The organism is Nocardia sp. NPDC058640, from assembly GCF_042716995.1.
Classification (GTDB): domain Bacteria; phylum Actinomycetota; class Actinomycetes; order Mycobacteriales; family Mycobacteriaceae; genus Nocardia.
In genome coordinates, this window is sequence record NZ_JBHXRG010000052.1 from 1 (window position 1) to 17,557 (window position 17,557).

19 protein-coding genes and 2 pseudogenes are annotated in these 17,557 nt (G+C 62.4%); 4 read left to right on the forward strand and 17 right to left on the reverse strand.

Features of this window, described 5'->3' with window-relative positions:
• Positions 1-441: 441 nt before the first annotated feature.
• Positions 442-693 (forward strand): transposase, encoded by a 252-nt coding sequence (locus ACFWU5_RS28400; RefSeq protein ID WP_379269944.1) that lies wholly within the window; start codon positions 442-444, stop codon positions 691-693.
• 93 nt (positions 694-786) lie between these two features.
• Here the strand turns inward: ACFWU5_RS28400 and ACFWU5_RS28405 are convergent.
• Both ACFWU5_RS28405 and ACFWU5_RS28410 read right to left on the reverse strand, forming a co-directional pair.
• Positions 787-1,217, reverse strand: a pseudogene (locus ACFWU5_RS28405) (ATP-binding protein); the annotation flags it as partial.
• Positions 1,214-1,477, reverse strand: a pseudogene (locus ACFWU5_RS28410) (IS21 family transposase); the annotation flags it as partial. The pseudogenes ACFWU5_RS28405 and ACFWU5_RS28410, both read right to left, overlap by 4 nt.
• 529 nt (positions 1,478-2,006) lie before the next feature.
• On the opposite strand from ACFWU5_RS28410, the gene ACFWU5_RS28415 reads away from it, so the two are divergent.
• The 3 genes from ACFWU5_RS28415 to ACFWU5_RS28425 all read left to right on the forward strand — a co-directional run bounded on the left by ACFWU5_RS28415 (position 2,007) and on the right by ACFWU5_RS28425 (position 4,487).
• A complete protein-coding gene (locus ACFWU5_RS28415; protein ID WP_379247704.1) occupies positions 2,007-2,837 on the forward strand; it encodes a hypothetical protein in 831 nt (276 codons plus the stop codon).
• Between the two features lie 442 nt (positions 2,838-3,279).
• A complete protein-coding gene (locus tag ACFWU5_RS28420) occupies positions 3,280-3,618 on the forward strand; it encodes a hypothetical protein (RefSeq protein WP_379247702.1) in 339 nt (112 codons plus the stop codon).
• A 47-nt stretch (positions 3,619-3,665) separates the two neighbouring features.
• Complete coding sequence (locus ACFWU5_RS28425) at positions 3,666-4,487, forward strand: helix-turn-helix domain-containing protein (protein WP_379269938.1); 822 nt, start codon at positions 3,666-3,668, stop codon at positions 4,485-4,487.
• Positions 4,488-4,562: 75 nt separating this feature from the next.
• Here ACFWU5_RS28425 and ACFWU5_RS28430 read toward each other — a convergent pair whose 3' ends face one another.
• The 15 genes from ACFWU5_RS28430 to ACFWU5_RS28500 all read right to left on the reverse strand — a co-directional run.
• Positions 4,563-5,402: a helix-turn-helix domain-containing protein gene (locus ACFWU5_RS28430; protein ID WP_379247699.1), complete on the reverse strand. Its 840-nt coding sequence runs from the start codon at positions 5,400-5,402 to the stop codon at positions 4,563-4,565.
• 942 nt (positions 5,403-6,344) lie between these two features.
• Positions 6,345-7,541 carry a hypothetical protein gene (locus tag ACFWU5_RS28435; protein ID WP_379247697.1) on the reverse strand — a complete coding sequence of 399 codons (1,197 nt, stop codon included), beginning with the start codon at positions 7,539-7,541 and terminating at the stop codon, positions 6,345-6,347.
• Positions 7,542-7,555: 14 nt separating this feature from the next.
• Positions 7,556-7,921, reverse strand: coding sequence for a hypothetical protein (locus tag ACFWU5_RS28440; RefSeq protein ID WP_379247695.1), 366 nt, complete (start codon positions 7,919-7,921; stop codon positions 7,556-7,558).
• A 55-nt stretch (positions 7,922-7,976) separates the two neighbouring features.
• Positions 7,977-8,312, reverse strand: coding sequence for a hypothetical protein (locus tag ACFWU5_RS28445; protein ID WP_379247693.1), 336 nt, complete (start codon positions 8,310-8,312; stop codon positions 7,977-7,979).
• Entirely contained in the window at positions 8,309-8,584 is a 276-nt protein-coding gene (locus ACFWU5_RS28450; protein ID WP_379247691.1) for a hypothetical protein, read from the reverse strand. The genes ACFWU5_RS28445 and ACFWU5_RS28450 overlap by 4 nt, the downstream gene beginning before the upstream one ends.
• A gap of 16 nt (positions 8,585-8,600) precedes the next feature.
• Positions 8,601-9,200, reverse strand: coding sequence for a hypothetical protein (locus ACFWU5_RS28455; protein WP_379247689.1), 600 nt, complete (start codon positions 9,198-9,200; stop codon positions 8,601-8,603).
• A complete protein-coding gene (locus tag ACFWU5_RS28460; RefSeq protein ID WP_379247687.1) occupies positions 9,200-10,447 on the reverse strand; it encodes a glycine-rich domain-containing protein in 1,248 nt (415 codons plus the stop codon). Before ACFWU5_RS28460 ends, ACFWU5_RS28455 begins: the two co-directional genes overlap by 1 nt.
• Positions 10,434-10,841 (reverse strand): DUF2744 domain-containing protein, encoded by a 408-nt coding sequence (locus tag ACFWU5_RS28465; protein WP_379247685.1) that lies wholly within the window; start codon positions 10,839-10,841, stop codon positions 10,434-10,436. Before ACFWU5_RS28465 ends, ACFWU5_RS28460 begins: the two co-directional genes overlap by 14 nt.
• 14 nt (positions 10,842-10,855) lie before the next feature.
• On the reverse strand, positions 10,856-12,520 hold the full coding sequence (locus ACFWU5_RS28470; protein ID WP_379247683.1) for a phage tail protein: 1,665 nt from the start codon (positions 12,518-12,520) through the stop codon (positions 10,856-10,858).
• A gap of 5 nt (positions 12,521-12,525) precedes the next feature.
• Positions 12,526-13,422, reverse strand: a complete 897-nt coding sequence (locus ACFWU5_RS28475; protein WP_379247681.1) for a phage tail protein — start codon at positions 13,420-13,422, stop codon at positions 12,526-12,528.
• A 50-nt stretch (positions 13,423-13,472) separates the two neighbouring features.
• Positions 13,473-13,862, reverse strand: coding sequence for a hypothetical protein (locus ACFWU5_RS28480; protein WP_379247679.1), 390 nt, complete (start codon positions 13,860-13,862; stop codon positions 13,473-13,475).
• 40 nt (positions 13,863-13,902) lie between these two features.
• On the reverse strand, positions 13,903-15,591 hold the full coding sequence (locus ACFWU5_RS28485; RefSeq protein WP_379269940.1) for a hypothetical protein: 1,689 nt from the start codon (positions 15,589-15,591) through the stop codon (positions 13,903-13,905).
• Positions 15,592-15,749: 158 nt separating this feature from the next.
• Positions 15,750-16,319: a hypothetical protein gene (locus tag ACFWU5_RS28490; protein WP_379247675.1), complete on the reverse strand. Its 570-nt coding sequence runs from the start codon at positions 16,317-16,319 to the stop codon at positions 15,750-15,752.
• Positions 16,320-16,347: 28 nt separating this feature from the next.
• Entirely contained in the window at positions 16,348-16,824 is a 477-nt protein-coding gene (locus tag ACFWU5_RS28495) for a hypothetical protein (protein ID WP_379247673.1), read from the reverse strand.
• Between the two features lie 197 nt (positions 16,825-17,021).
• The coding region (locus ACFWU5_RS28500; protein ID WP_379269942.1) for a hypothetical protein at positions 17,022-17,557 on the reverse strand (536 nt) is incomplete at its 5' end.

A 17,557-nucleotide genomic window follows, 5' to 3' on the forward strand; every position in this document is an offset into this window, starting at 1 on the left:
CGTAACCAGCATGCCGGACCTATCCGGGACTTCGCGGTCGGCTCGAAGATCCGGCGCCCGGATTACCTACCCAACGTTGCTTGACGCGGCACTAGTCATCGCCCTCACAGCAGGAATTCTGTCGGCTTTCGGCGGGGCAGCGTTGACGGCGTCGATCACAAGTGGCGGCATCGCTTTCGCTGGGACAGTCTCTTTGGCACTGTTGGTAATGAACGCACTGCGAGCGCTGTGAGCGAACCCCAAGGCTGCGCTGACCAACCATCCGCCGCGCCAAACGGAGCGCCGATTCCGCGCTCACCTCGCCCAGTGCCGTCAAGTTCCGCCGCAAACGCAGCGTGAACCGTCACGAGTTGATGACCGCTTTAGGCTGTCCCGGGGTTCCGTCCGCCGAGTTGTGAGATTCCAGGCAGTTCGATGGAGGGATCTCCGCGCGTGCCAATGATGTACTCACCGCAGTTCCGTGAACGTGCTGTCGCACTGATCGTCGATGAAGACCGACGGGTCGGCGACGTCGCCCGCGATCTCGGAGTCACCGAAGCCACCTTCTTGTATCGGTGGAAACACCAGGCCCTGGTCGACTGCGGCAAGCTCCTCGGGACGTCCACAGTCGAGTCGTCGCAATCACGGGACGTGCTGGTCAGGATGATCGAATCTTGCTGGAGCAGAATGCAAATTGTCAACGGCCGTTTGTAAGTCCCGGCCGGTGGCCAACGGGAAGTCCCCACCCCCAGGCGGGGGTGGGCGGTCAGATCAGGGGCGCTCACCTGCTTTCGTGCGGTGTTTCATCCGGTAGGAATCGTCGGCGGTGACCGCGGCGTGTCCGAGCCCGATCAGGGTGTGACTCTTGCCTGTCCCGCGTGGCCCGATGAGACACAAATTGTGTTGTGCCCGAACCCATTCCAACGTTACGAGGTAGTCAAACGTCGCTTGCGGGATCGAGGAAGACACAACGTCGAACCCGTCGAGGGTCTTGGTCACCGGGAACGCGGCAGCCTTGAGCCGGTTGACCGTGTTCGAGGCGTCGCGGGCGGCGCATTCGGCCTCGATCAGGTCCGCAGCACTTCTTCCGGTGTGCAGCGCTGCAGCTTCACGGTCGCCATGACCTCGGGGGCGTCGCGGCGGACCGTGGATAGTTTCAACCGGCGCAACCCGGCATCGAGGTCAGCGGGCAGTGTCGGAACCTGTTTGGCGGCAACGCATTTGGATGGTGCGGTCATGACACGCTCCCGTCTTTGGTGATTTTGTAGGCGTCCAGGGATCGAGTCTGCGCGACCGGCAAATCGACCACCAGAGCGTTCCCGGCCGGGCGTGGCTGCGGTGCGCCGGCGCCAGCGGCGAGGATGGAACGGACATCGGCGGCGCGGAAGCGTTTGAACGCGACCGCGCGACGCAACGCCGCGAACAGGTCGTCGTGGCCGTGCGCGTCACCTAGAGCCAGGAGCTCACCGAGCTCTGTGGCCAGGCGGTGGCCCCCGACTCAAGCAACAGATTGTCACCCATCCCCAACGGGCGAGCAGGCCCGGTATCAGCGATACGACTGGGATACACAGACTATGGCGGAACGGCACGACGTCGCCCCGCCGACAGTCCTAATCCCGGAAGGCGTATCGGCCGTTCGGGCAACCGTACGCGACCGGTTGGCCCTGTCGATCTGGGTCCAAACCTCCCGCGAAGGCAGGCTCGCCCGCGACGGCTATGGGGCACTGCCGCTCATCGCCTCGTTCCCCGAGGACTTGGAGGCGATCAGATCGTCGGTAAATTGTGCGATCTTGTCGGACCACACGATTACGCTTACATCAGCACGCCACTTCGGCCTGAGGGGCGGCACGGCATGAAGAACAGGGCCATCGCAAGGGGGACGAAGTCTTATGGTGAAGTGCTCTGGATCTTCGTGCCGCCGAGCAGCCTCACCTGGCTGCCAGTGCGCGTGCTGCCACGCCAACCACGGCACTGACAGGCTGTTTTGGGCGCACGCCGTCGCGACCGAGTCTTCGGCGGCCAGACCCGTGGCCACGTCGGCGTTTCCGGACCTTACCGCCGATGTCGTCGCGCGATACCGTCACACCGGCAGGGCTCGTGCGGCCGCCGCACAAGACCGATGGTCAGCAAAGGTGCTAAAGCCCGTACACACCGCACGAGACTCGACGAAGCGCCCCAAGCTCACCGATACGGCGGCCCGCGCCGCCACACGACGTGTCGTCGATAGCGACTCCGTCAGCTGGCTCGCAGCTCATCCGGTGGAGCTGGACCAGATCAAATATCTCAGCGACGTGATCGGCGAGATCGCTGGGGATGCAACCGAGAACCTCGCTACCGGAGGTTCGCGCCACCGTGTGGCGGACCACTTCTGGTGCGACATCCTCGCTTCGATCGTATGGGCACTGGAAAACGTCGAGACCGCGCTGGAAAAGCTGGAAACCGGGGCCATCGGCTGGCTCGTCGACACGGTCTGGTCGCAGATCCGCACATCACGGGCAACTGACTGCGGCAACACTCCGGGGCGTCGGGCCCCACAGCAGCTGGACCGCCACGAACGAGATTGCGCCGCCGATGTCACCGACGAGCTGCTCAAACGCTGGACCACCATGCTGCTCCAAGGACTGTGTGACGGGCTTCTGACACAGAAGATCACCTTCGACGCAATCGTGCTGAAGCTCCGCATCCTCGCCCTCGTCCTGTGCCCGGATGCGGTGGCGCACAAGATAGTTTGGGATCACTGTTTCCTCCCGCTGTTCCGCCAATGGACTGGTGAGGAGGTCCACGAAACACTCCAAAACTTCCTCCCACAGCTCGTCGAGCCCGCGGCATGGACCGGACCACCGTCTCGATTCACGTGAACTCACCACCGCTGACGCTGCCGCTATAGCGTTGGTTTCGCTCCTGGACCACAGTGATGAGCATGCCGCCGGAACAGGCCGCCTCCCGGGACTCCCCATCAGAGTGGGCAGTCATCGGTGTGCGCAAGCCAGGCATCCCATATCTCCGGGCACAACTCGCTGCGATCGGGAACGGCCAGACTGTTGGCGAGTTCGGCGAGCCCCGTCAGCGATCACGGCCGGCCGGCCCACGTTGCAGCCCGTCGCAGCGGGCCACGAGCCGCCGGACCATGCCGACGACCAGCCGAGCACACACAGCCGCCGCATCATGCCATGCCACCTTGCAAATTTCAATAGATGGGGAATGTTTGCAGCAAACATCCTGGATCAATTGACGTTCCAGCAGCTCCCACCGCAATATCGAGTCTTCGCAATCCAATACTTCGCAAACACTGGGAGCCTGATGTCAGCGCGGTACCTCGGCAAGAGCAGTACGGGAGACCACTCCCCCACGATCTTTGTCAACGGAGAGAACTACATCATCCAAGGCTGGACGGTCAGCCCCGGCGACCCGACGCGGATCGAAATTCCCTACCAGCTCCTGGCCTTCCTGCTGCCGCGGACCTGCCTGGGCGCCCCGTTGGAAGACACCGGACGAGGAACTTTCATACTCACAGGCGAACCCGCTGTCGATGAAAGCGTCCGCGCCCAGCTGCATACACCCGACAACGAGCAGTGCATTCAGGTTCCGATGGGCGTCCAGATCCGTCCCGACGCCCCGGCCACGGCCGCGGCATCGTAAGGCGGTCGCGCCTCGGCTGAGTCACCCACGCGACTATCGTCGCGTGGGTGACTGATGCACAGCAGAGCAGAGATACACTCGCGGCGCAGCTGCGGGAGTTGCGGCGTGCCGCGGGTCTCACCGGACTGGAACTTGCCAAACGCGCAGGTTGGGACAACTCGAAGGTCAGCCGGTTCGAACACAGCAAACAGTTGCCTACCGAAGCCGACATCCGGCTGTGGTGCTCACTGACCGACGCTCAGCTCCACATCCCGCAGCTCATCGCCGCCGTGCGCAATATCGACGCGGCCTACCAGGAGTGGCGCCGAATGAGTTCCGAGCAGCTCCAGCAGCGAACAGGTCGACTCGAGCGCCAGGCCACCGCCATTCGGGGGTACGAGCCGCGAGTCATTCCCGGGTTGCTCCAAACCCAGGCCTACGCACGCACAATCTTGACTACCTGCGTCAAATTCATCGGAAACGCGCAGAGCGTCGACGACGCCGTTTCTGAACGCCTCAAGCGCCAAGAAGCAGTCCGTTCGGCATCGCCCAAGTGCCACTTCCTCCTTGACGAGCAAGCCTTGTACACAACCGTCGGCACCAAGCCCGTCATGCGGGCCCAACTCGCCAAGCTGGCCGAGCTCCTTGACGACGCGCAATTCACGATCGGCATCATCCCGAGAACTGCTCCGTTCGTCGCGACTACGACCGGTTTCGCGATGTACGACGTGGACACCGTGCGCGTCGAACTGGCGACAGCAAGTGTGTCGATCACCCAGCCTGCAGAAGTCGCGCTGTACGACAAGGCATTCCGAACATTAGTCGAGCACTCGAAGTCAGGCTCGGACGCGGCCAAAATGATTGACGCAGCGCTTACCCTCCGTCGGTAGCCGCTACTCCGCGCGTGCGCACGGCACGATGCGACAGCCGCGCAAGCTGGGCGATGCTACGACACGTTCACGGCGTCACCTCAGGGCACTACCGACGTAAGGCTGTGGGAAGGCGAGCGCCAGATGCAACAAGTCGGGACGCTGCGTCACAGGCCTGAACTGCATCACCACCGTCACCGGTCCCGATGGGGTCCATATGTGAATCGGCGAATCCGCAGTCCGGTCGTAGGCAATCTCGCGGCCCATCCATAGTCGACGAAAGTCGCTGTCGTGCTGCAGTTCCGAGACGAGGCGCCGTCCCCATTCAGGATTGCCGAAGTGGGCCATCAAACCGCGTGTAAGCGCCACGGTTTCCGCCGCCTCATCTTCCCATCCGATGACAATGCGTCTTCCCGTTTCGCTGAACAACCACCGCATGACGTTTCCGGCCGCCCTGATGCCGGGAAAGAGTGCCTCGTACGCATCGTTAGCGCCGATGATGTCCCACCGCTCGTTGAGGTAGGCGGCCGCGACGTGGGTGAGGGCCGTGAGCTGCGCGCGCTCGGCATCGCACAGGTCCGCACGGACACCATCGGCAATCCAGAACCGACGTATCTCAACCCGGTTGAGTTCGTCGATGTACCGCAGCTGAGCGGCACTGGTCAGGTTGAGCGTCGTGATGAGTGGCCGGAGAACGGAATCGCCCACTCGCTTCTGCTCGCCTGACTCGATCTTTCGAATCGTCCCGTAGGCGACGTTCGTGCGGTCGCTGAGCGCCTGCCGAGTCATTCCAGCTCGCTCACGCGCCCACCTGAAATAGTCACCGATCGACGGCAACGGAAGGGCAAATTGGCTGTAAGGCATGATAACTCCGGTATAGATGTAAATCGTACTCATCGAGCGGGAATGGATTCCCTCGCCCGTCTTCGGATGCAAGTTTTCGACCTTGGACCCACCCCGCGCGCAGCTACGGCCTCACTAGCGATAGCGCCTCGCGACACATTCAAATGACAACCAATTTCACATTTCCGCACTCCATAGACTGATCATGTTTTGATGCTATCACTGGCAAGCGCAAACAATTCCAAGGCCCTAGGAGTCGGCCGGTCCAAGGGCGCGCTGACTTGACGGTTCCAACGACCGGGGCAGTCACGGCCGCAATCAATGCGAAATTCCTTCGTACTATCCAAGTTTCGTACCGACAAGTTTGAGACCGACGCAGCACGATTGAGACCACGAGTTAGCCACGCGCTGACGCGGCCGCACGAATCTCCCCGAAGCCGCGCGCAACTCCCGAGACATGTGTCTTCACTCACGCTGGAGTCCGGACCTCCGAAATAGCTCATGGCAGACCCGGATCCCGTCACCGACACATATCGAGTCCGCGGGCTCCGATCTACAATATGACGCAAAGCTAACTATCGTCATGATACGCGCTACCGAGCCGTCACGGGAATGAAGCAGAGAGAGCCAGTCGAATCACCATGTAGGGTGGGGCATTTCGCAGCGGCGGTCGCGAACGGCACAGAGTTACATTTTCCAACGACGACATACCTGCGGCACAGGCGACGCTACACAGCTTCAAGGGGGTCCTTATTCACACAGACCGGAAAACTCAGGTGAGCCGCGCTCACAGATGTAGTTAATCCGGCGGCACAACCAAGAGCAAGCGATAGAGGTGTCCACACATTAGGACAGTTCTACCTCTTGACGGCACGCTACTTGCCTGGTAGCCGCACATTAGCCGTTATCTGACACGACCTGTAGCAACAATTCATACCCAGGCGAAGGGTTCTCCAAATCGTCCGACTGCATGACGCAAAAAGCGCGGCGCCTGCCGTATGTATCGACAGGCGCCGCGCTTTGGGCTGACCACTCTCAGGTGATGCGGACGTAAGATGCTGTGTTGATCTGAGCAGTTGGGTTGAAGGTGGGGCTGAACTGGGTGCCCTTTGCCTCGACGCGAACGATGTCACCCATCGAGATGGCCCGGACTACCGAGACATTCGCGGTTGCCGAACCACTCGACGGCACCGACGTCGCGACACCGGTCGCGACGACGACGTTGTTCACTGTGAGTCGCAACGTGACGTCACCTGAAATCCCACCCGGCGCAGTGAAAACGATCGATGCGGCGAGCGTCGCGCCCGACTTCGGCGCCTGAGCGATTACACCATCGGAATTAACGACAGAGCCCGGGTAGTTCGCAGTGTCAGCCACCCATCCCGGCACCACTACGAAGGTGTTGGGCAGCTGGTTCCATGCCGGCGACTTTGTCATCCGCGACGGTGCGAAACTCTGCTGCGTATCAAGTGAGAGCTGTCCGTTTCCGGTGGACGGAAGCGATACTTGGCTCTTCGGCATCACGCTCACGGACAACGAACCTTGACCACCCGTCATCGCCGGTAAGCCCTGTGCCACGGAGAGTGTGCCGGTTCCCCGGAGCGTATTCACCTGCCCGGTGATCGCCGACAACGCACCCGCACCGGTGGTGCCGCCCGCGACGATCACCGAACCCGCGACGGCGGTATCGACCGCCAGTTGCCCACTTCCGCCAACCGCGATGCCGAAGGGCTTGAGCCCGGACAACCGGCCTTCGCTGCCGAACCACGCCTCTGCGCCGCTGATCACGTTGAAAATAACGCTCGTGGTACCCGCCGAAGCAAAATCGTTGAACAGGTGAGTATTCCGCGTCGCGACGCTGTCGCCGTCACCGGAGAAATCGGCGCGAGCCAGCACCTTGCCCGACTTCACGACGACCTTCGCAGTTACTCGACCAGCGCCAACCGGACCGATCTGAGCTGAACCGCGCGGAGACGTGGACACAACCGTCGTCGCGCTGGCCGTCAGTTGAGCGGGTGCGGTCGAACGCGCACTGTCGAGCCGAGCGACAAGCCCGCCGCTACCCGAGTATTGAGAGACGCTGTAGGGCTTGATGATCGGCACCTCAGCTTGCAGGAGCTGCCGAGGGGGCGTGGGCAGGCTCGACCTGCTGACGCCGCCGCTCGGCAGCGCGACCGTAGCTGTGGCCGGCGCCGGCAAGGTGGCCCGCACCGTCGATTGTTGCGTAGCCATTGCGGCGCCTCCGATCAGCTCTGGGTAAAGGTGGGGGTAATCAGCAGCTGACCCTGCGCACCGAGGGTCGTGGTGCTGATTGCGACTTTGTCGATGAAGTCGGTCGGCGCGGTGCCGGTCGCGGTCTTCCACAGACCCACGTGGGTGTAGGAGCCCGCGGGTAGATCGACGGTGACCTGCGACCCGGTCACCACACCGCCGGTGCCCGAGGTCCAGGCCGACTGCTTGCGGGCATAAGCCGGGACGCCGCCGCTCGCTTCATTGGTGCCGGTGGTGCCAGGATCGGCGCTGTGCACGCTGATGTAGACGGTGTTCGAACCCGCGACGCTCTTGTAAGCGTCGGCGAGGACCTGGCGGGTGGTAGCAACAGCGATAGCCATGATGATTTCCTTCGTTGTGGAGGTGAGTGTTCGATTTCGAGAGGAGTTGGCCGGACTACGTCCGGATGACCGTGCCCTCGTACCAGGCATAGGTGGAGGCCGGTGTGGTCGGAAAAGTCGCGAGCATCGTGTACCGCGAATTGGTGGGGATCGTGTCACAGCTGGCACTGGATACCGACCACGAAGCCGCGGTCGGGGTGACGGCCGCCGACCAAGTCGCGAGCGGCGCCCCGCCCGGCGCGGTCAGCACGATGGACACCGTTGTGCCGCTGGGGAACACGGCGCCCCCGGAGGGCTGGACCGTCTGGATGAAGTTGGCACCGGTTGTGAGGATGAGGGGTTCGACAGTGGGCTTGTACCCGAGGTAGCCGGGGTCGACCGGTGATGTCATGGCATTTCCTTTGTTTCGTAGCCCGCCAGCCACAGGGCGCCTTCGTGAGTGGCATCCGGATGGACGTAGGAGCCGGGCAGTTTGGTCATCGTGACTGCCGAACCATCTCGTCGCGCCGGCACGATTACTGCTTCCGCGGCCTGTCGACCGAATGCTTGCTGCGTCCAGACGATCACGTGGTGGTTGCCCAGGAGCGGCTCCGAAAGTTCGAGGAGCCGAGCAGGGCCGGCAAAACCGGCAATTTCAGCGGAAATCGTTGTAGCTGTTTTCATTTCGCGTCAGTTCCGTTCAATAGGTGAAGTAGTATTCGATGAGGGTGACAAGTCCGGCCGCGCCGATCGCCCCGGCGCCGCCGCCGCCTGCCGGGAATCCGCCGCCGACACCGGAGTGTCCACCGCCGCCGGACTGAGCCACCTGCCACAACGGCGGATTGCTGGTGCCGGCGGCGACCAATCCGGATGCGCCGCCCCCGGCTCCTGCGCCGGCACCGCCGCCTCCTCCCGCCAGTAGGTTGATGTCACCGCCGGACGCGGATTCGCCGTGGTGTCCGTGCGGACCGCCGTTGCCGCCTCGTTGGAATCCGATGCCGCCGCCGGTCCCGCCACTGTCGCCGCCGCTTCCGCCGAGGGCGACCAGCCAGGTGCCGAAACTGGACGTTCCCCCCGAACCGCCACCGCTGCCCGCCACGCCTACGACAACAGGTACGGGCTGGTTCAGCACAGCAGCCGGGATTCGTCGTGAAGTCCGAACAGCTTGTCCCCCACCACCACCCACGGTCGCGCTGCCCGCGCCTCCACCGCCGCGCAGAATTACCTCGATAGCGAACAGGTTCGGGGGCGGGGTCCAGGTGTCCGAGGCGGTAAATATACGGAGGTTGGCGGCGAACATCAGGTGGTCCGTTCAATCACGAAGACGATCCCGCCGGCTCCGTTCGCGCCAGGGGCCGCACCGGATCCATTTCCACCGCCACCACCGCCACCGCCCGCGGGGAATGCGCCGGGAGCGCCAGGGTCGCTGCCAGTGATCCCGCCGCCTCCGCCGCCTCCGCCGGTCGCGATGACCTTGGAGGGAGACACACCTGGTTGCCCCGCAGGACCACCCGGCGAGATCCCGCCCTGCCCGCCGGGCGCACCTGGTCCGCCCGTGAACCCGGCAGCGCCGCCGCCGCCACCGCCACCGCCGTACAGCGCGTACTGCGAAATGGAGTTACCGCCACGGTGTGGGGCAGCGTCGGGTTCGCCGACACCGGAAGCTCCGGCTTTCCCGCCGGCTCCGCCGGGGATCATTCCCGTTCCACCGGCGCCGCCCGAGCCGGCCATTCCGGGCTGGAACAGGCCCCCGAGGCCACCCCCTGCCATCAGCCACGAGCCGAAAGTGGTGTTGTGCCCATTTCTGCCATGCGAGCCGCCGGGGGCCCCTCCTGCCCCGCCGGGGCCAACCGTGATCGGAATCGGCAGGAATTCACCGTTGCTGTCTACTGGCAGTAGCGATGCGGGGATAGTGGTGTGTACCTCACCGCCACCACCGCCACCGCCCCCGGACCCACGGCCGGCTGCGAGGATGTCCCACCGTCCTCCGGCGCCTCCGGCGCCTCCGCCGATCAAGATGACATCGACGGACAGGGTTCCTTTCGACGGCACGTAGTCCCAGTCGCTGGTGAAGATAGTCGCGTTGCCTTGCAACAGGATCTGTTGAAATCGTGTCTGCAACTGGGTCATGGCGGGAAGGACATCAGCCGGGTTTCCCGAAGCAGTGCCGGTAATCGGACCCGTGATGCCTTTGGAAATCGAGTCCACGCCCGACAATGCCTCCTTGGCCTTCGCATCGAGCTGGGCGGCCCAGTCGTTGAGGAAGGCCAAGGGGTGCATGCCGAGCACTTCGACCCCGGCCAGCGCCCTGCAGAGATTGGCCAGCATACGGTCGATCGCGACACCGACATACGCACCCAGTTGGGCGTCGGCCTTGCGCACCACGCTCGACACCGCGGCGTTGGTCATCGCCTGAAAGGTTTGCTGGCTGTAGTTGCTGATCTGGGTTTCATTGCCACTGAACGCGACGTCACGGGAATCGGCGAGTCCACCGAAGCTGCCGACGACTTGTGCGCCTTCGGGGACTTTCCGGTCAGGCGCGGTCATGTTCGGTCGCCTCCGCCGGGGTGGAACGGGTGAGCAGATGGTTGAGGTCGCCGTGCTCACGCAACTGGCCGACCAGGTCGGCTCGCTCCTGCTGGGTCAACATCGCCACATCGGGCGCGGTGATCCGGGCGGGCTGCGGGGTCCCTTTCTCCACCCAGGTGCCCGCGGAGTTGAGCCAGTGGTGGTGGCCCCGAATCGGCGGGTGGTATTCCTTGGTCTGCTCATCGGGATGATGCCGGAAACCCAGGTCCCATAGATGTTTTGACCACTGTTTGAGCACCATGGGATGCACGATCATCGGGGCGTTCTTCGGGCCGGGCAAACCGACAAACGCCCAGGAAAGGGCCTCTTCGGGATTATTGGGATCACATTCGTGCTGCTGAGGAATTGACATGGGAATCGCCGTCTCTAGTCAAAGTTGATTTTCACGCCGAGGTCGTGCATGGTCGATTTGATCTCGTCGATCTTGCGCATCGACTTCACCAGTGGCTCCTCGACTTCCTGATTGGTGCCGATGGTGATCTGCCAGGCTGGGGTTTGGTCGCGGGCCCAGGCCAGTTCCAGCTGAGTGACCTGGTCGATGTAGATCTCGTCCGCGGACATGCCATGGACGGTGGCCCCCACTCGGTCACCGAGGAAGAAGTGGCCGTGGCCCTGATCGCCGATGAAGTAGGGCTGGCCGTCGGCGACGGTGAGTTCGTGCGAGTAGAACGACCTCGTCGCCCACAGAGCCGAGCTCAACGCGGTCAGCGAGTTCAAGCTGTAAGCGTCGTCCGCGCCGTCCTGGAAATGCTCGTAATAGTGCGACCAACCAGCTTGCGACGCGCGGATCGGATCCTTGTAGGAAACCCAGGCGAGCAACGTGTCCTTGAACCCGGGATACAGCCAGGTCTCGGCGAGTTGACCGCCGATCGCCGACCAGTCGCCCAGACCCAGCGTGGCGATCTGCAACAAACCGCCCGCGAGCTGACCCGCCGAGGTGAGGGCCTGCTTCACGCCGGCATTCACCTGCTCTGGCGAATGCCCACCGGTGAGGATCTGCACATCGGTGAACGGCGTGATCGTGAACGACGACGTCTGCACGCCCGTGTTCCGGTCAGGTCGGAAGATCACCCACGGCGCCTTCGACATCGTTCCCAACCAGCCCGGCTGCTGATATTCCTCGGTGTTGGGATTGGGCAGGACGTTCCGCGTCGTGCCGAGGTAATCCTCGGTGTACACCTGAGCTGTGTAGACCAGCCCGTCCAGAACGCTGCCGCCCTCGCTCGTGCCAGTGGTGAATCCACTCTTGTCGACAATGTCGACCACGAGCGCGCCGTTGCGCAGATTGGCCCCCGGCCACGGCGGCGGATCGCCGACCAGCCACCGCCGGGTGGTGACCATCAACTGCGCGGTGGCCAGCGTGTCCTTCGCCAGGTCGTGGAACATCTTGAACCGCGAGTTGAGCAACGTCCACACCGACGAATCCGCCAGCAGATCATGGGGCTTCACCACGATCGACCAGTTGGACATATCCAGGTTGAACCACTCGGACGCGTCGAGCGGGTTGTCCGGCAGTGCCCACAATGAGGTTTCCAGCCGCAGTACGTTCAAGAACAGGGCCAGCTTCAACGAGGAAGCCGATGGCCCAGCCAGGATGAAGTGCTGTGGGATCTGCAGGGCGGCCGGGAGCAGCGGGTTAGCCCAGACGCAGATGTGCTTGAGCTCTTCGTAGGAATGCAGAAACGACATCTCGACCGTCGTGATGCCGTACTCATCTTGTTTGACAACGGCTTTCGACATGCGGCCGTCCCAGCGCGCGCCGTCCTTGTCCACGGTGATGTGGATGTTCTGGGTGGTCCGCGTGCGCGAGATCGCCCACTGCGCGAGGTGATGCTCGTAGGGCAGCACGATCACGCCGGTCCCGGATTCATTGAGCATCCAGGTGAAATTGGCGCTGATCTCGCCCGCGCAGGTACCGCGCAGGTTCCAGTCACCATCCCAGAACCTGATGAGCGGCGGTTTGGTTCGCAGTACCTCACGCTGCGCCTTGTCTTTCAGCGCGTTCTTGTAGATAACAGGCAGATCAGTCACCGTCGTCACTGCAGCCCCCAAGGCCGCGACCAGTTGCGCGGTTGCACGACCATGACCGAGGCACCCGCTGGCGCGCCGGTCACCTTCACCGGCAAAACGGTTGCCGGGGTGTAGGGCGGGATCATGTACTCGAACCCGCGCCCACCCATGAGCGCCCACATCTGCGATCGGTCGGCCGCGACGAGGGTTTCGCGTGCCGGGTCGGTGTCAACGACCAGATCCTGACCCGCCACCGTATTGGGCAGCACCACAACACGATCCGCGTCTTCTTCGGCGCGGTCGTGATAGTTGTTGCCGAAGGAGAAATCGGGCAAGGTCCAGCGTCCCGGCGCCGAGCACACCCATTGCAGGTGCATCGGCTGATCGGTCGGATTGGCGACGGTCACCGTGCCCGATTGCGTTGTGCCGTTGGTCGTGCTGATGGTCGAGACCCAGGTACTCGTCGCGGGTTCCTCGACCCACCACGGCACGCCTGCGGTGCAGGTCATGGTGACCTGACCCCACAGGTTCAGGTGCGGGTCCTTGTTCGGTTTGAAGTCGGGTTGCTGCGACATCCGCAGCGCCAGCGAGCGCGAGCCGTAGTCGGTGGTGACCGTCATGATCGAATCCGCGTCGTAGGCCCAGGCTTTGCGCCAGGCACTGTCAACGGATTCCCAAGAGCGACCGGCCTTTTCGAAGATGTTGACGCCGAATACCACTTCGCGCCGGTTGGTGCTGTATCCGCCGTAGGTCGCGCCGTTCTGGAACGCGGTCTGGTTCCAGATCGTCGTGACCGGCGCGTCGTAGAGTCCGCTGGGCGCGGTGCCGAGGTCGACGCCTTCCCGGCCGCGCCCTTGTCCACTGATCGTCCACGTCGAACCATCGACGCCGGTGATCGTTATCAGCGCAGGACTAGTCCCCACTGGTTCACCTCAACTCTTTCCCTTGTGCTGCAATGAATGTGGCTGCGTGATCAGCTGACGTAGACGGCCGCGATGACGCCCGCGCCGACCGCGAGTCCGGTACCGTTCTGGTGCATTTGCACGTCGATCACGTCATTGGCCTGGAGTACCGGCGCGACCGTGATCGGCACGGTCAACGGCATCTCGGCGGCCAGGTTGGTGCCGGCGGTGAGCGTGAGCGAGGCGAAGCTTTGCTGCACCACACCCGCCCGCAGATGTCTAACCGTGAAGGTGGCATTGTTGGTCGCCGCGCCCGTCGCAGTGATGAATCCGGCTGGTGCGACGAGGGTTACGTCGGTGACGGTGTCGCCGCTGTTGAAGGCCGGCTTGTACACCCCAGCGACGCCGATCACGTCGCCGGCGCCGGCGGCCTGCGCGGGCAGGATTGCCGAGTAGATCATGTGTTTTCCGTTCTCTGTTGTCGCGACATCGCTGCCGCTCCTACGTCCACGACGCGGCGACTTCGCGTTGTACCGCAAGCGTTTTCGCGCGAACATGCGCACTATCGATGTGATTGGTCGTGAGGTTGACCGTGGTCGAGTGATCGAAGTGATGCCGATTGACCACGTGCGGCAGCGCCCGCGACGGAACCGCGAAGGCGTCGTGCCGCACCGCGACCACCTGCGCGTCGCGACCGTTGATAGTGAGCGAGTCACTATTGATCGCTTCCAACAAGGCGATATGCCGACTGGTAGATGCCGCATTCACCACGAACTCACCGTTGGACGCCATAATCGGCACCTGGTCATCGCGCGGACCACCAGGACCACGCACAACGCCCCCGGTGGCCATATGCGCCGCAGCCCATTCGACCATCGCATCACCGATGAACCCGAATCCGATACTGCCGCCACCAAGCCAGTCCGGCATCGGAATATTGAGGCGCTGCAGCACCGACCCGATCGCGTTCACAACGATCGCCACATGATGGACAACTGTCTTGAACACACCTTCGACCCCCGAGCCCAGATCACTGAACGAGTCCGAGATACCCTTCGTCACGTTACTGAGCCCAGAGGTCGCCGAAGCGAACACCTCGCCAAAGAATTTACCGACCGGCTCAAGGGTGTTCTTACGCACGGCCTCGAAGACTTTTTGCACCGTGTCCCAGTTACCGACAATCAACGTTACAACGCCGATCAACGCCGCAATCCCCAACGCGATCATGCCCAACGGGGACTTCATCATCGAAGCGTTGATCTTGCCGTGCGCACCGATCCACGACTTGGTAGCACCTTGCACACTCTTCCCGGCAGTCGATGAATTCTTCATCGCCTTAGTGAGATTCGCGAGCCCCTTCGGCGCCTTCGCCCAGCTGGCAACCATTTTCGCGTGGGCGACGCCGTGATCCCGCATCGCCTTTAGGCTATCTTTAAGCGCCGAAGACTTGGAATTTAGCGCCTTGGTTCTTGCCTTGACTTCGGCGACAAGACTCTTGCCGCCGTCAAGCGCAGCCGGGCTTGTTCCACCCGGACCGTCCTTCTTCAACTTGCGAATGGTATCCGCATGCGTTTCAGCGAGATTCCGTTGCGCGTCATAATATGACGGCAGCGGCATGCCGTTCCCTGCTCGGTGCGCGCGCATCTCCTTGCCAAGGGCCATCGCAAGGTTCTTCTCGGCTTCACTGACCTGAGAGAACGTAAATCTCTTCGGGTGATTCTTCGCGAGCGCTGCCAACCTGCGCTGGATCTTCTTGTCAACCTTCGACTTGTCGGTCACATGCCAGTGCACCCTGCGGCCCCGTTTGAGCGCGGCTTCGTCCTTGTCGAGCTGCTCATGCGGGTGCTTTCCGCTCACCTTGCCATATTTGGTCTCGTGGCCAGTCGCGCCGGCGCCGTCCTTACCAGCGTCGTACCGTCGGCTGCCCTTGTCTGTTACGACATTATGTTCAACCGCCCATCCATTATCATCTGTCCAACCGTGGACAATCGCCATTCCATCCCTGAAATCGTCGCCGTATTGGCTCCTATAACTCCAGTTTCGAACGGTGGAGAGCCATTCCTTAGGACCCTTTTGTCCGCCCTTGTCTACATATATCCGGTGTTTCTCTTTCTGGACATTCGACAGATCCTCGCCATTTTCTGGTTGCTCATGTCTCCACGAACTATTTTCGCCATGGTCGGGACTCACGTTCCGGCCTCCTCATTACCTACTGCGCGCACAACGAATAGACTCCGTGCGATAAGCGCAAAGAATGACCGAACACAAAACGTCCGGGATGAATTTACAAGTGCTCAGATAGACGCTCCGCGCGCATTGCCGATAGGCGCGGGAGACTTATCTAGATATTACGACTCTCGCCGGGCCTTCTTTGCCTGCAACGAGATCCATTTATCCATCGGCAAACGTCCGCCCACCTGCCATTCGGCATAGTCATCGACGGAGTGACCGTAAACCCACGTCCACTCTTCACCATTACGGTAATGAACCGCCCCAAGCAACTGCGACAGTGTGTCGACGTAGAACTCAGCGAAGGGGCAAAGGACAACCGGGCTGCAACCGCGACGATCAAAAAAGACGTCCAACGATGCGGAGGCGGCGACGCGAACGTTCATCCATCGTCCTTCGAAGCAACGGACAAACGCCTCACCGAAGTAGCGTTGAAACCGATCAGCCGCTGCAGCGTTCTCCGGGGCCAGCACTGCCTCTACTGAGGAAAATCGCGCTATCGCAGCCAGTTCGGCCGTTGCCACCCCGTCCGCGCTGAATGGATCACTTGGCATATCTGTCACATCTACAGCGAAGAACTTCTCGAGCGCGGGATCCATCTCGGCCAGCCATGCCAGCCACGCCGGATCCCGCTGATCCACTTCCCGCCGGCGAAGCTCCGCCTTGGTCGCCTTGCGGTAGCTACCCATGCCGGTTCCTCACGTTAGTTACTGGCAGTTATCGCAACTGATGCTGGCGCAGGAACTCACCAGCATCAGCATCGCGGCGGGTACCCAGCAGGAAAGCATCGAGAATCTCATCGCTGACCGGTTGGCCGTCGGGGGCGTTGAGCATCAGTGCGTGGACACCGAAGCTCTGCGACGGGCTCGCCGGGCGGTAGGGCACCAACACGTCGAACGAGCCGTCACCATGCTCGAATTCGTAGACCTCGCCGATCAGGGCATCGAACTGCTCACCGTCGCTGTTGGAGATAGCTCCGTCGTAGACCATGACACCGCGGGCGGCTGACCTGACGACCATGAGACCGCGACCGTAGTCCAGCGGCGACTCGTCATCACCCTGCGTGAGATCAACCAACGTCACCCGAGCATCGCCCTTGCCCAGATAGGCAAGGAACGGGCCGGCCGCGCCCTCTGAAACCCACTGCACCGCCTGCGCGACCATCTCTCCGGCCAACTCAGCGGCAAGCTGCATGTTCTCCAACTGACACAACTCCCGAACTCGTTGAAAGGGCCGAACGCCCAACCTACCCGACACCAGCAAACCCCCGCAGCCAGCTAACCCGCACCATCACTGCCCAGTCTCAGACTATCGCCGTGACCGTGACAGTCCAGCAAACATGACCAACAACCACACCCCAACGACTCAGCATTGGATCCAGACGAGCACCACTATGCCCACGACGCGGCGACTTCGCGTTGTACCGCAAGCGTTTTCGCGCGAACATGTGCACTATCGATGTGATTGGTCGTGAGGTTGACCGTGGTCGAGTGATCGAAGTGATGCCGGTTGACCACGTGCGGCAGCGCCCGCGACGGAACCGCGAAGGCGTCGTGCCGCACCGCGACCACCTGCGCGTCGCGACCGTTGATAGTGAGCGAGTCGCTATTGATCGCTTCCAACAAGGCGATATGCCGACTGGTAGATGCCGCATTCACCACGAACTCACCGTTGGACGCCATAATCGGCACCTGGTCATCGCGCGGACCACCAGGACCACGCACAACGCCCCCGGTGGCCATATGCGCCGCAGCCCATTCGACCATCGCATCACCGATGAACCCGAATCCGATACTGCCGCCACCAAGCCAGTCCGGCATCGGAAGATTGACGCGCTGCAGCACCGACCCGATCGCGTTCACAACGATCGCCACATGATGGACAACTGTCTTGAACACACCTTCGACCCCCGAGCCCAGATCACTGA

Bases quoted from the DNA above. Each gene is read 5' to 3' on its own strand.
- ACFWU5_RS28400 (WP_379269944.1), top strand. From the start codon at position 442: ATGTACTCACCGCAGTTCCGTGAACGTGCTGTCGCACTGATCGTCGAT.
- ACFWU5_RS28420 (WP_379247702.1), top strand. From the start codon at position 3,280: ATGTCAGCGCGGTACCTCGGCAAGAGCAGTACGGGAGACCACTCCCCC.
- ACFWU5_RS28435 (WP_379247697.1), bottom strand. From the start codon at position 7,541: ATGGCTACGCAACAATCGACGGTGCGGGCCACCTTGCCGGCGCCGGCC.
- ACFWU5_RS28440 (WP_379247695.1), bottom strand. From the start codon at position 7,921: ATGGCTATCGCTGTTGCTACCACCCGCCAGGTCCTCGCCGACGCTTAC.
- ACFWU5_RS28445 (WP_379247693.1), bottom strand. From the start codon at position 8,312: ATGACATCACCGGTCGACCCCGGCTACCTCGGGTACAAGCCCACTGTC.
- ACFWU5_RS28450 (WP_379247691.1), bottom strand. From the start codon at position 8,584: ATGAAAACAGCTACAACGATTTCCGCTGAAATTGCCGGTTTTGCCGGC.
- ACFWU5_RS28455 (WP_379247689.1), bottom strand. From the start codon at position 9,200: ATGTTCGCCGCCAACCTCCGTATATTTACCGCCTCGGACACCTGGACC.
- ACFWU5_RS28460 (WP_379247687.1), bottom strand. From the start codon at position 10,447: ATGACCGCGCCTGACCGGAAAGTCCCCGAAGGCGCACAAGTCGTCGGC.
- ACFWU5_RS28465 (WP_379247685.1), bottom strand. From the start codon at position 10,841: ATGTCAATTCCTCAGCAGCACGAATGTGATCCCAATAATCCCGAAGAG.
- ACFWU5_RS28480 (WP_379247679.1), bottom strand. From the start codon at position 13,862: ATGATCTACTCGGCAATCCTGCCCGCGCAGGCCGCCGGCGCCGGCGAC.
- ACFWU5_RS28490 (WP_379247675.1), bottom strand. From the start codon at position 16,319: ATGGGTAGCTACCGCAAGGCGACCAAGGCGGAGCTTCGCCGGCGGGAA.
- ACFWU5_RS28495 (WP_379247673.1), bottom strand. From the start codon at position 16,824: ATGCAGCTTGCCGCTGAGTTGGCCGGAGAGATGGTCGCGCAGGCGGTG.